This is a genomic window from Methylobacterium gnaphalii (assembly GCF_007992215.1).
Classification (GTDB): domain Bacteria; phylum Pseudomonadota; class Alphaproteobacteria; order Rhizobiales; family Beijerinckiaceae; genus Methylobacterium; species Methylobacterium gnaphalii.
Map to the genome: position 1 here is coordinate 85,619 of NZ_BJZV01000017.1, position 11,932 is coordinate 97,550.

Below are 11,932 nucleotides of genomic sequence, written 5' to 3' on the forward strand. Positions count from 1 at the left end.
TGTGTAGAAAAGCTGACGCGCGGTCAGGCGGCCTTCCGGATCTCCACCGGAGCCCGCACGACCGGCACCGGTGGCGCACCTTCCCACTCGCTGTGCGGCGGGATGGTCTCGCCTTTCATGACGATGGTGAGGGGCCGCAGGCGCGCGAAGTCGCCGACCTTGGCGTCGTAGAGCACGGTGGCGAAGGAGCCGATCGAGACGCCGTTACCGATCTCGACGCGGCCAACCTTCATGATGCGGTCCTCGTAGAGATGGGTCTGGGCGGCCGAGACGCGGTTGACGGTGACGTAGTCGCCGATCGTCACGCAGTCGAATTCGGTAACGTCCGTGGTGAACAGGCAGCAGCCCTTGCCGATCTTCACCCCGAAGAGCCTGAGCATCCAAGGCAGGAAGGGTGTGCCCATCATGTGCTCGAGCAGAACCTTGCCGGCGAGCCCCCAATAGGCCACCGCGATCGCCTCGGTGCGCATGGCGAACCACGACCACATCGGGCGCATGCCGGGCTTGTAGGTGCCCATGAGAGCCCATTTCAACACGATTACCGCGGCCGTCTGGATAAAGGCGAAGGCGACGCTGAGCATCACGAAGCTGATCGCCAGCCCGGTCCAGTCCTCGGCGAGAATCGCCGGATAGAAGTAGAAGTCGATGCCGCAGACCGCGAGCGTGAGGTACAGCATCGGCGAGAACGAGGTCGAGAAGGCCTCGAATAGGCCGCGCCTCAGCTTCGGGCCGATGCCGGGCTCGTAGGTCTTGCCGATCTGGCCGAGATCGACCCTCTGCCGGGTTGGCAGCTTGATCGGCGGCGAGCCGAACCAGGTATCGCCCGGTTGCATCTCGGCGTTCGACGGCGCCTTCGACTTGATGCCGATCAGCACGTCCTCCGGCACCACGGCGCCCGGCTGCACCACGGCCTCGTTGCCGATGAAGACGCGTGCGCCGGTTTTCACGGGCTTGGTCTCGACCCAGCCGCGCACAATCTCCTCCTCGCCGATGATCACCTCGTCGGCCAGGAAGTTGTTGGCGCCGATATCGACGATGTCGTAGCGGCCGGAGAGATTCGTCGAGATCTCCGAGCCCTTGCCCATCCGCGTGCCCATGATGCGGTACCAGGCCCGCATGTACACGGTGGCGAAGAGCGAGGAGAGCATCTCCAGCGTGACCTCGACAGCAAGCGTCAGGGTCCATTTGCGCAGGTAGAAGAGGGAGTGGACCGAGTACCGTTCCGTGCGCAGCCGCGGGATCAGCACCCACCGCATCAGCGCGATCAGCAGCACCGAGCTCGCCGTCATCAGCATGGCGGTGGGCCAGGTCAGGAGCGGCAGGTACCAGTGATAGTCGATATCGGTGATGTCGCCGAGCGAGTCGCTGATCTGGTCGAAGACGAAGAAGGCCGGGAAGATCGGCAGCAAGCCGACTGACGGCACGATGGTGACGAGTGCCAGATAGGCCGCGCCGAGCCAGAAGCGGCGAGCGGGCGAGGCCTCGGCCGGTTCCGGCAATTCCGAGATGTTCACCATGCCGACCTTGCGGCCCGGTGAGCCGTCCCAGGCCTCGGCCTCACCGATCTCGGTGCCCTCTGGGACGGTGGTCAGGTCGGCGAGCTGCGCGTAGTCGCCCAGCACCGTATTCGGCCCGAAGACGCAGGAAGCGCCGGTGACGACGTCGCGGCCGATCTCGACGGTGCCGATGACAAGTTCGTCGCCGATCACCTCGGCATTGGCCACGACGTTGTGGCCGCCGAGCGTTGCGCCCTCCCCGATCGTCAGCAGGTCCGGCGCGCCGACGACGAGTTCGGAGATCAGGGCATCCTTGCCGATCTTGGCGCCCATCAGGCGCAGGTACCAGGCGATGGCCGGTGAGCCCTGCAGCCACTTGATGTGCACCAGCGGCGCCAGCCGCGACACCAGCCACCAGCGGAAATAATACTGGCCCCAGAGTGGATAGCGCCCGGGCTTGGTCCGCCCGAGCACGATCCATTTCGCGGCGACCGCGATGAAGCCGGTGCCGAGGACGAGGCCGATATAGACCGCGAGCAGCACGCCGAGTTCTTCGAAGAAGCCGAGCCCGCCGCCGGTGAGCAGCAGGTAGGTCACGAAGATGCCAAGCCATTGCGAGGTCGCGAGCGCGATCACGAAAGGCAGAGCGATGGCCTGTGCCAACCCGCAGAGCGCTCGGCGCAGCAGCGGTGGCGGACTGAAACTCAGGTCGCGCGCCGCGATCTCGGTGCCGACGCCGCCGAAGCGCGTGATCAGGTCGTCCGACATCGCCCGCAGGGTTCGATGCGCGTAGACGTCGCGGATCGTCATAGCCGCGAGAATGGGGGTGTCGCGCACTGCACCGACAAAGCGCGCGGCGAGCAGCGAGTGGCCGCCGAGATCGGCGAAGAAATCCGCATTGAAGCTGATGGGCTGCTCACCGAAGGCCTTCTTTGCCGCCGCCAGCAGTGCCGCCTCCGTGGCGTTGGCCGGCTCTTCCTGCTCGCCCTCGACGATCGTCACCGTGAGCGGCGCCGCCTTCAGCACCTTGCGGTCGACCTTGCCAGAGGTCAGCCGCGGCAGCGTCTCCACGGTCTCGAAATGGCCCGGCACCATGTAGGGCGGTAGTTGCGCGGCAAGCGATTTGCGCAGCGCGGCCGGATCGACCGTGGCATCGCGCTCGGGGACCACGAAGGCAACGAGACGCTCGACGCCGTCGTCGTTGCGCACGACAACAGCGGCCTGATTGATGCCCGGCTCGGCTCGCACCCGCGTCTCGATCTCGCCGAGCTCGACGCGGAAGCCGCGGATCTTGACCTGGTCGTCGATGCGACCGTGGAAGGCGATACGGCCCTCGGCATCCAGCGAAACCGCATCACCCGAGCGGTAGAGCACCGGATCGTTGCCGCCCGCGGCGAAGGGATTGGCGATGAACTTTTCCGCCGTCAGCTCTGGGCGCTGCAGGTAGCCCTTGGCGACGCCCGGGCCGCCGATCAGCAATTCGCCTTGCTGACCAGGTCCGAGCAGGTTCAGCGCCTCGTCGGCGACGTAGATCGTATAGTTCGGGATCGGGCCGCCAATGGTCACCGGCTCGCCGGGCCGCATCTCGGCGGCGGTGGCGACCACCGTCGCCTCGGTGGGGCCATAGGTATTGAAGAGCTGGCGCCCGTTCACCGCCCAGCGGCCGACCAGCGGCTCAGGCAGTGCCTCGCCGCCGAGCAGAACCAGCCTGACCTTCGGCAGGTCGCCCGGGATCATGGCGAGCAGCGTCGGCACCGTGTCGAGCACCGTGACGCCGGCCTCGGCGATGATGCCGGGCAGGCTCTCGACGTCACCCATCATGGTGGGCGTGGCGACGAAGAGCGTCGCGCCGACGAGGTAGGGAACCCAGATCTCCTCCATCGACAGATCGAAGGCGACGCTTGCCCCCTGGAAGACGACGTCGTCCGCGCGCATGCCGTAGAGCGCGTTCCCCGCGCGCAGGAAGTGGCAGATATTGGCGTGACTGATGACGATGCCCTTGGGCACGCCGGTCGAGCCCGAGGTGTAAATCAGGTAGGCAGGGTGCTGCGGGGTCAAGCGCAGGGCCTTGAGGTCCGGGGCGGGAGCCCCCTCCGGCACGGCACGCAGCAGGGTCTCGGTGGTGACGATGGGTGCCACGTCGGGCGCACCCGGTTTCAAGGCCTCCGAAACGAGCAGTGCCTTGGCCTCTGCATCCTTGAGGCAGACCGCGACGCGATCCGCGGGAGCTTCAGCGTCGAAGGGCAGCCAGGCAGCGCCGGATTTGGTGATGCCGATCTGGGCAATCAGCAACTCGGGCCCGCGCGCCATCCAAAGCCCGACCACGGAGCCCGGGCCGATGCCGCGATTGGCCAAAGCCGCCGCGACCGCGTCGGAGCGGGCATCGACCTCGGCATAGGTCAGGGCCGGATAGCGGTTGCCGGCGCTGCCGGCGGCGCCATCGATCAGGCAAGGGTGGTCCGGACGAGCCTCAGCGCTCGCGCGAAAGATGTCGGCAAGCACTTCGTCACGGATGAATTCAGGGCGGGTTTCGCCATGCATGACGGCCTTGCCGACGAGTCCGTCGGGCACCGTGCCGTGGCGTGCCGTGCTCGTCTCGGCGAGTGTGCTCATCCGAACTTCCGTCCCCGTCAGGGACCGGCCCTCTGGTCTTGGATCGGCTCGGCGACGCTTGGCCGACGCTCGGGGCCGTTTTGCGACCGGACCCTGCCCTCACGAAGGCGTGAACCTCGTAAGCGTCGCCTAGCACGGTTCCATGCCGCGCTTGAACCGGGTTTGAATAGCGGATGGCCTCAGGCCCAGCGCCAGCCATCCGGCTCGATGACCAGGATTTTGCCCTGGCGGATGCCGAGACGCACGGCGGCGTAGGTATCGAGATGGCCGAGTGCCACCAGGGCTGCGCGAGCGACACCACCATGGGCGACGATCACTGCGGGGCCCTCGAACTCGGCGAGCATTGCGCCGACCCGCCCTGCGAGCATGGCATAGCTCTCCGCACCCACACCCTTCGGCTGGTAATTCCAACGGTCGCGGTCGCGCGCGGCCGCGCCGGAGGGATCCCAGCGCCGGATCTCCGCCCAGGTTGAGCCTTCCCAGGCACCGAAGCCGATTTCCATCAGCCGCGGATCGGTCCGGTACTGATCCGGGGGAAGATCCAACGTCGCGCGCAGAGTCTCCATGGTTCGGCGGGTGCGCAGGAGCGGGCTTGATACGAATGCGGCCGCGGCCAGCCTCGGGCCGGCCACCGCACGCAGGCGCGCTCCGGCTTCCGCCGCCTGGGCGAGCCCAGTCGCGTTGAGGTCGATATCGCGCTGGCCCTGAAGCCGTCTCTGCGCATTCCAGTCGGTCTGGCCGTGACGAACGAACCAGATCGCCGATCTCGGCTTCACGCCACCGTTCCGATACTCTTCGACGCGTGCCTCGGCGCGTCGTGCCGCTTCTTAACCTGGATCATAGCGTCTCGGTTAGGTAGCGTGACTCGATTGCATTTCGAAACCTTGCCAAGGCACGACTGTCCGCATGACAAAGAAGCAGGGCAAGCATCACGATGCCGCGAACGGGCAGAAAGACTCTGCCAAAGCGTCGCAGGATGCAGCGCGCGGTGCAGGGCTTGTTGGCGGCCATCCGCCCTCCTCCGCCGAATGGGCGCGCGGCGCTGAGGCGCTTGCGGAAACGGCCCCGGCGCTCATCGGCGGCTACGCCCCGACGGTGCCGCGGCCCGCGCCCGGCATCGTCATGGTCGAGCCTGGCAAGACGGTCAGCCTCGCCGCGATCGACGCGAGCACCGATGGCGGGTTCGACAAGGATGCCGCCAAGGAACTGCTGAGGGCGGAACGCACACGCATCAAGGCTCTGCAGGAGCGTCTCTACGCTGAGCACAAGCGCAGCCTGCTCATTGTGTTCCAGGCGATCGATACCGGCGGCAAGGACGGCACCATCCGCAACGTCTTCGAGGGCGTGAACCCGCAGGGCTGCCGGGTCTGGTCGTTCAAGGTGCCGAGCGCTGAGGAACTCGATCAGGACTTCCTCTGGCGCTACCATCTGCGCACGCCCGGCCGCGGTATGATCGGCGTGTTCAACCGCAGCCATTACGAGGACGTGCTCGTGGTGCGGGTCAAGGATCTCGTGCCCGAGCCTGTCTGGCGTGAGCGCTACGGCCTGATCAATGGTTTCGAACGCCTCCTCACGGCCTCCGGCACCACGGTGCTCAAATTCTTCCTGCACATCTCGAAGGACGAGCAGAAGAAGCGTCTGGAGGCGCGTATCGCCGAGACGGAGAAGCACTGGAAGTTCGACCCGGCCGATCTCGTCGAGCGCAAGAGTTGGGACGCCTACCAGGGCGCTTTCCAGGATGCCCTGTCGCGCTGCTCGACGCCCTACGCGCCCTGGCTCGTGGTGCCGGCCAATCGCAAATGGTACCGCAACATCGTCGTCGCCCGCACCATCGCCGACACGCTTCAGGCGATGGACCCCCAGTTCCCCGAAGCCAGAGCAGGCATCTCAGGATTGCGCGTGGACGACTGAGCGGCCGCTCGAGACAGATCGACAGGGCCGCGCTGGAACCGCTGTCGACATCCCGGTGGCCGCTCGTCGCCCAGCAGCTTGAGCGCGAGGCGGTTGGCGATTGGACCCCCCGCCGCGAAGGCTAGATGCGCTCAGTCCTTGTCGAGCGACAGGTCGGGGGCTTCAGGGTTCTTCATGCCGACGACGTGGTAGCCAGCATCGACGTGCAGGATCTCGCCGGTCATGCCGCGCGACATGTCGGAGACAAGATAAGCGGCCGTCTCGCCGACCTCGTCGATGGTCACGGTCCGACGCAGCGGCGCGTTGTACTCGTTCCACTTGAGGATGTAGCGGAAGTCGCCGATGCCCGACGCTGCTAGCGTCTTGATCGGACCGGCCGAGATCGCGTTGACCCGGATGTTCGAGGGTCCAAGATCGGCAGCGAGGTAGCGCACGGAGGCTTCGAGCGCGGCCTTGGCGACACCCATGACGTTGTAATGCGGCATCCACTTCTCGGCGCCGTAATACGTCAGGGTCAGCAGGGAGCCGCCATTCTTCATCAGCTTCTCGGCGCGCTGGGCAACGGCCGTGAACGAGTAGCAGGAGATCAGCAGCGACTTGGTGAAGTTCCCTTCCGAGGTCTCGACGTAGCGGCCGGTCAGCTCGTCCTTGTCGGAGAAGGCGATGCAGTGGACGACGAAGTCGAGACCCTCCGGGAAGACCTCGCCGGCACGCGCGAAGACGTCGTCGATCGAGGCCGGGTCGGTAACGTCGCAATGACCGACGACGTGCGCGTCGAGCTCTTTTGCCAGCGGCTCGACGCGCTTCTTGAGTGCGTCGCCTTGGTAGGTGAAGGCGAGCTTGGCACCGTGCGCCGCAGCGCTCTTGGCGATGCCCCAGGCGATCGATCGGTTGTTGGCTACCCCGAGCACCAGCCCGTTCTTGCCAGCCAGCAAACCGGTTCCGTCCGACATGACCCACCTTGACCTTAGGACCGCACGTTCCGCCCGACCCACGGGACGGCCATGCGGCCGGCATCCTTAGCGGACGCCCGGCGTAGGGGAAAGCCTTGTGCGCAGTGCAGTGCGGGTCTCAGGCCGTGCCGGCCTTCGCCTCGCGCCGGCGCCGCGCGTAGTCGGCGAGCGCGTCTTCGTCGTCTGCCGGTAGAACGATGGCGGTGGTGGCGATGAGATCGCCTCGGCTGCCATCCTTCTTCGGTAGCCCCTTGCCCCGCAGGCGGAAGGAGCGGCCGGAGCTGGTCATGGCCGGGATCTTCATCTCGACGGCTCCGGTCAGAGTCGGCACACGCAGCCCGCCTCCGAGCACCGCATCCTCCAGGGGAAGCTCGACGGTGACGCGCAGATCCGCACCGTCGACCTTGAAGCGGTCGTGCGGCTTGACGCGGATGGTGAGAAGGGCATCGCCCGGCTCCGAGCGAGGGCCGCCCTGTCCGCCGAGGCCGCGCAGCCGGATGGTCTGACCGTCGACAACGCCCTTAGGAATCATCACGTCGACGCCGCGTCCGCCTGGCAGGATCAGGCGCAGCTTCTCGTCCGCCGCGATCTGCTCAAGGGTTACTGCGAGTTCGGCCTGGACGTCCTCACCCCGCATCGGTCCCCGCCCCGGCCCGGCTCCGCTCGCGCGAAAGGCCTCTCCGAACAGCGAGGAGAAGATGTCCTCACCCATGCCGCCGCGAGCGCGCTGCATATGCTCGAAATCGAAGCCGCCACCGCCGCGTCCACCGCCGAAGCCGGAAAAGCCTTCGAAGCCGGTGGCGTGCGGCTTGCCCTCGGCATCGATCTCGCCGCGATCGAATTGAGCGCGCTTTTCCTTATCGCCCACCACCTCGTAGGCGGTGTTCGCCTCGGCAAACCGCTCCTTGGCCTTTGGATCCTTGTTCGAGTCGGGATGGTAGGCTTTGGCGAGCTTCCGGAAGGCTTTCTTGATCTCTGCCTCACTCGCGCCCTTCGGCACGCCAAGCACGTCGTAGGGGTTTCGCATCCAGGGTCTTGTCCAAGCGCAATCTGGCCGTACGGATACGGCCTCGTGGTCAGCCGTACAACGTGGGTGGTACGTGGCGGATGTGCAACGGCCTTCGCGGGTGACGAGGCGAGGTCAAGTGGTGGCGGGCTTGGCAGCGCTCTTGAGGCGCTTCAGCTCCCAGTTGCCGCCCGACGGCTTGCACCCTGTGCCACGCACGAAGCGGCTCGTCGCCGGCGCGATCACGGAGGCGAGGAAGTCACGGCAGATCTCGTCATTGTCGACGTAAGGCAGGCCAGTGGGATTCACCGAGCCGCGCATAGCGGTGTCGGGATTTTCCCACTTCACCGGCTTGCCGTTGCCTTGCGGATCGAGCGCCACGGCGAGGGCGGCGTGAGCCCGACGCCAGTCCTCATCGCCGAGATCCTTGCCGAATGTGGTGGGAGCCTTGGTGATGCTACCCGTGCTGACGGGCTCGCGGGCGGGGTCATCCTTCTGCTCGGCCTGGAACGAAAGGATCGGTCCGCTGCAGCCGCACAGGCTCGAGACGATCAGGCTCGACACTACCAGCGCGGCCGGTCTCCAACCTGCTGGGGTTTTACACTCGCGAAAACGCATTAAACCTGAACTCGCCACACCCCGTGACCGACGCTTCGGCGCTCCACGTCGGTGCCCCCCGACCCGGATGTCACGACAGAGGAGTAGAGCGTGGATCGGTTAAGAGACGGTGAGCCCGGTCTGCCTGCGGACTTCACTCTGGCGCGAGATCCCTGGGAGCTGTTTTCCGCGTGGATGGCCGAGGCCGAGGCCGCGGAGCCTGCCGATCCGAACGCGATGCAGCTCGCAACGGTCGATGCCGACGGCCTGCCGGACGTGCGCACGGTCCTTCTGAAGGGAGCGGACGAGGGCGGGCTGGTCTTCTACACCAATCTCGGATCGGCGAAGGGTGAGCAGCTTGCCCGCAATCCACAAGCTGCCGTGGTCTTCTACTGGAAGTCGCTGGGCCGGCAGGTGCGGGCGCGCGGGCCGGTGAGCCCGGTTACGGCGGAGGAGGCGGATGCCTATTTCGCCAGCCGCCGCCGCGAGAGCCGTCTCGGCGCCATCGCCAGCCGGCAGTCACGGCCGCTCGCTGACCGGCCGACGCTGATCGCTGCGGTCGACGCGCTCTCGGAGAAATATGGCGACGGCCCAATTCCGCGCCCGGAGACATGGTCGGGTTTTCGCCTCGCACCCGTCCAGATGGAGTTCTGGCAGAATGGTGAGTTTCGCCTTCACGACCGGGTGAGGTTCACGCGAGAAAGCGAGGGCTGGGGTCGCGCGCGGCTCTATCCCTGAGGCCTGCGGCCGTAAGAGCGAGGTGACGCGATGAGTTGGAATCCGGCCCTGGAGCCTGGCTGCCCCGATGCCATCGGCATCGACGCCATCGAGACGCTGATCGTGCCCCGCGCCCGCGACCTCGGCGGGTTCGAGGTGCGGCGCGCCCTGCCCTCGCCGAAACGGCAGATGGTCGGGCCTTTCGTGTTCTTCGATCAGGCCGGCCCGGCCGAGTTCGTGACCGGCAAGGGCGTCGATGTGCGCCCTCACCCGCATATCGGCCTCGCCACGGTGACCTATCTCTACCGCGGAGAATTTCAGCACCGCGACAGCATTGGCTCGAACCAGACCATCTTGCCGGGCGCGGTGAACTGGATGGTGGCCGGGCGCGGCGTGACCCATTCCGAACGCACCTCGGAGGCGACCCGTCTAGCGCCACACAGTCTCTATGGCATCCAGACCTGGGTGGCTCTGCCCGAGGACAAGGAAGAGGCTGCGCCGATCTTCGAGCACCACGGCAAGGACACCCTCCCGGTCATCGAGAGCGACGGTGTCCGCCTCCGCCTGATCCTCGGCCGCGCCTATGGCGAGACGGCACCGGCCAGCGTCTTCAGCGACACCTTCTATGCCGACGTCGTTCTGGAAGCCGGCGCGCGGCTGCCGCTGCCGACTGACCACGAGGATCGCGGCCTCTACATCGTCGAAGGCTCGGTCTCGATCGCGGGCCAGGTCTTCGAGGGCGGCCAGATGATGGTGTTTCGCCCAGGCGACGCCATTACCGTGGCCGCTGGCCCGCAGGGTGCACGTCTGATGGCGCTGGGCGGCGCGACGCTGAACGGGCCGCGCTACGTCTGGTGGAACTTCGTCTCCTCCAGCCGCGACAAGATCGAGGCCGCCAAGGAGGAGTGGCGGCGCGGGGCCTGGGGACAGGGCCAGTTCGACCTGCCGGCCGACGACCGGGCGGAGTTCATCCCCCTGCCCGGCTGATCGGCCCGCGAGGCTTATCTCAGTTCCAGCTGTGCAGAAGGATGCGCAGATCGTCGCCCTGACGCTCGATCACGTTCACCCAGTTGCCGCTGTATTGTTGCTGGCCTCCCTCGCCCGGGCCGGTCAGCGCCCAGGTGCCCGAGGCGACGAGGACCGTATCGCGCTCGAGCACGGACTGGACCGTGATCTTGTGCCCGTCGAAGCCCTTGGCGCGCAGGTCAGCGAAGAACGCGCCGATCGCGCTCGGACCATCGACAGGCGTGCCGCCGGCCGGCAGCACGCGACCCTCCGCGCTGTAGAAGGTTGCGAGCTTGTCGGTATCGCCGTTGTTGAAGGCTTCGTCCCAACGGTCGGCAGCGGCTTGGACATGCGCAGTCATATGATGGATCTCCCATGAACTTGGGTTGCAAACGCGGCTGTCGTGACGGCGAAGGCCGTGGCGGCTTGCCCTGGGCACGCCGCGTATCGACTGGTTGTGACCGCTTGGTTACAATGGGTACCGGGATGGGCACGGCTCGTCAACAGATGTGACCGCATGGTCACGAGCAGGGCCGCCAAAGCCAGTTCTCGGGGAGATCGAGTGTGATGGATGATAGCGACGAGGCCATCATCCAACTGACCGAGCGCAGGCGGCGCCATCTGCCCGCGGCGGAGCGCGAGCGCCTGATCGTCGAAGGAGCGACGCGGTTTTTCGCCAAGCATGGCTTCGAGGGCCAAACGCGCGAACTCGCTCGCGGCCTCGGCATCACGCACTCGGCGATCTTCCGCTACTTTCCGACCAAGGAAGCATTGGTCGATCGCGTCTACGAGCACGTCTATGTCAGCCGCTGGGATTCAGGCTGGACCGGCCTGATTCGGGATCGCTCGCTTGCCTTCGAAGACCGGTTGCTCCGCTTCTACGGTGATTATGCGGCTCGGGTCTTCGACTACGACTGGGTCCGGATCTTCGTGTTTTCCGGGCTGAAAGGCTACGACATCGCCCCGCGTTACCTCGCAACCGTGCGCGATGAGCTGATCCTGCCGATTGCCGAGGAGGTCCGGCACAATCTTGCCCTACCCGCCGTCGCGGATGTTCCGTTGACCGAGCGGGAGGTGGAGGCCGTCTGGGCGCTCCACGGCAAGGTGTTCTACCTGGCCATCCGAAAATTCGTCTATGGCGGTGTCATTCCCTCGGACCTGACGCAGACCATTGCCGACGACGTGCGCGTCTTTCTCGGCGGGATGCCCGAACTCGTCCGGTCGATCCCAGAACTCGGGGCAAAACGCTAGCTGCAGCGCTGCCCACAGGCCGTTTCGAACCGATTCGTGGGCTTAGGCGTTGCTGAAGTCCCAATAACGTGGAGGGACGTCATGAAATTCCGTTACCTGCTGCCCGTAGCCGGTATGCTGGCTCTGGCCGGTTGCAAGGACGAGAAGAAGGCTCCGCCACCCGCGCCTCCCGCTTCTCCGCCGGCTAACACCGCACCGACCACGCCGCCTGCGACGAACCCCGACGCTCCGAAGCCTGCAGCACCCAAGCCTTGATCTGAGTAGCGACAAACGCGCTCAGAGCGCCTCGAGGTCGGGACCCGCCGAGCTGGTATCAGCCGCTCGGCGGGTCCTTTCGATTCCGAATGACAAGAGCGCGGGTTACGCAAAGCCAACTCTGACGG

10 protein-coding genes are annotated in these 11,932 nt (G+C 66.3%); 4 read left to right on the forward strand and 6 right to left on the reverse strand.

Features of this window, described 5'->3' with window-relative positions; genetic code table 11:
• Positions 1–23: 23 nt before the first annotated feature.
• Positions 24–4,109, reverse strand: coding sequence for a Pls/PosA family non-ribosomal peptide synthetase (locus MGN01_RS15765; RefSeq protein WP_147047782.1), 4,086 nt, complete (start codon positions 4,107–4,109; stop codon positions 24–26).
• A 179-nt stretch (positions 4,110–4,288) separates the two neighbouring features.
• The gene (locus tag MGN01_RS15770) at positions 4,289–4,885 is read right to left on the reverse strand and encodes a histidine phosphatase family protein (RefSeq protein WP_147047783.1); all 597 of its coding nucleotides are present in this window, start codon (positions 4,883–4,885) and stop codon (positions 4,289–4,291) included.
• Between the two features lie 130 nt (positions 4,886–5,015).
• Here MGN01_RS15770 and MGN01_RS15775 point away from each other — a divergent pair, with 130 nt between their 5' ends.
• Positions 5,016–6,020 (forward strand): polyphosphate kinase 2 family protein, encoded by a 1,005-nt coding sequence (locus tag MGN01_RS15775; protein WP_147047784.1) that lies wholly within the window; start codon positions 5,016–5,018, stop codon positions 6,018–6,020.
• Positions 6,021–6,151: 131 nt separating this feature from the next.
• Here MGN01_RS15775 and fabI read toward each other — a convergent pair whose 3' ends face one another.
• The 3 genes from fabI to MGN01_RS15790 form a co-directional block, all read right to left on the reverse strand.
• Positions 6,152–6,973, reverse strand: coding sequence for an enoyl-ACP reductase FabI (gene fabI, locus MGN01_RS15780; protein ID WP_147047785.1), 822 nt, complete (start codon positions 6,971–6,973; stop codon positions 6,152–6,154).
• Between the two features lie 118 nt (positions 6,974–7,091).
• Entirely contained in the window at positions 7,092–8,000 is a 909-nt protein-coding gene (locus MGN01_RS15785; protein ID WP_147047786.1) for a DnaJ C-terminal domain-containing protein, read from the reverse strand.
• A 114-nt stretch (positions 8,001–8,114) separates the two neighbouring features.
• Positions 8,115–8,597, reverse strand: a complete 483-nt coding sequence (locus tag MGN01_RS15790) for an RT0821/Lpp0805 family surface protein (protein WP_147047787.1) — start codon at positions 8,595–8,597, stop codon at positions 8,115–8,117.
• Between the two features lie 90 nt (positions 8,598–8,687).
• Between MGN01_RS15790 and pdxH the strand changes: the two genes are divergently transcribed.
• Positions 8,688–9,314, forward strand: a complete 627-nt coding sequence (gene pdxH, locus MGN01_RS15795; protein WP_280178547.1) for a pyridoxamine 5'-phosphate oxidase — start codon at positions 8,688–8,690, stop codon at positions 9,312–9,314.
• Between the two features lie 30 nt (positions 9,315–9,344).
• Complete coding sequence (locus tag MGN01_RS15800; RefSeq protein WP_147047788.1) at positions 9,345–10,280, forward strand: pirin family protein; 936 nt, start codon at positions 9,345–9,347, stop codon at positions 10,278–10,280.
• Between the two features lie 19 nt (positions 10,281–10,299).
• On the opposite strand, the gene MGN01_RS15805 is transcribed toward MGN01_RS15800, so the two are convergent.
• Positions 10,300–10,659 (reverse strand): YybH family protein, encoded by a 360-nt coding sequence (locus MGN01_RS15805; protein ID WP_147047789.1) that lies wholly within the window; start codon positions 10,657–10,659, stop codon positions 10,300–10,302.
• A gap of 206 nt (positions 10,660–10,865) precedes the next feature.
• On the opposite strand from MGN01_RS15805, the gene MGN01_RS15810 reads away from it, so the two are divergent.
• On the forward strand, positions 10,866–11,549 hold the full coding sequence (locus MGN01_RS15810) for a TetR/AcrR family transcriptional regulator (protein ID WP_147047790.1): 684 nt from the start codon (positions 10,866–10,868) through the stop codon (positions 11,547–11,549).
• Positions 11,550–11,932: the final 383 nt, after the last annotated feature.

Coding starts and splice junctions, on each gene's coding strand:
- MGN01_RS15765 (WP_147047782.1), bottom strand. CDS start 4,109: ATGAGCACACTCGCCGAGACGAGCACGGCACGCCACGGCACGGTGCCC.
- MGN01_RS15775 (WP_147047784.1), top strand. CDS start 5,016: ATGACAAAGAAGCAGGGCAAGCATCACGATGCCGCGAACGGGCAGAAA.
- fabI (WP_147047785.1), bottom strand. CDS start 6,973: ATGTCGGACGGAACCGGTTTGCTGGCTGGCAAGAACGGGCTGGTGCTC.
- MGN01_RS15785 (WP_147047786.1), bottom strand. CDS start 8,000: ATGCGAAACCCCTACGACGTGCTTGGCGTGCCGAAGGGCGCGAGTGAG.
- MGN01_RS15790 (WP_147047787.1), bottom strand. CDS start 8,597: ATGCGTTTTCGCGAGTGTAAAACCCCAGCAGGTTGGAGACCGGCCGCG.
- MGN01_RS15800 (WP_147047788.1), top strand. CDS start 9,345: ATGAGTTGGAATCCGGCCCTGGAGCCTGGCTGCCCCGATGCCATCGGC.
- MGN01_RS15805 (WP_147047789.1), bottom strand. CDS start 10,659: ATGACTGCGCATGTCCAAGCCGCTGCCGACCGTTGGGACGAAGCCTTC.
- MGN01_RS15810 (WP_147047790.1), top strand. CDS start 10,866: ATGGATGATAGCGACGAGGCCATCATCCAACTGACCGAGCGCAGGCGG.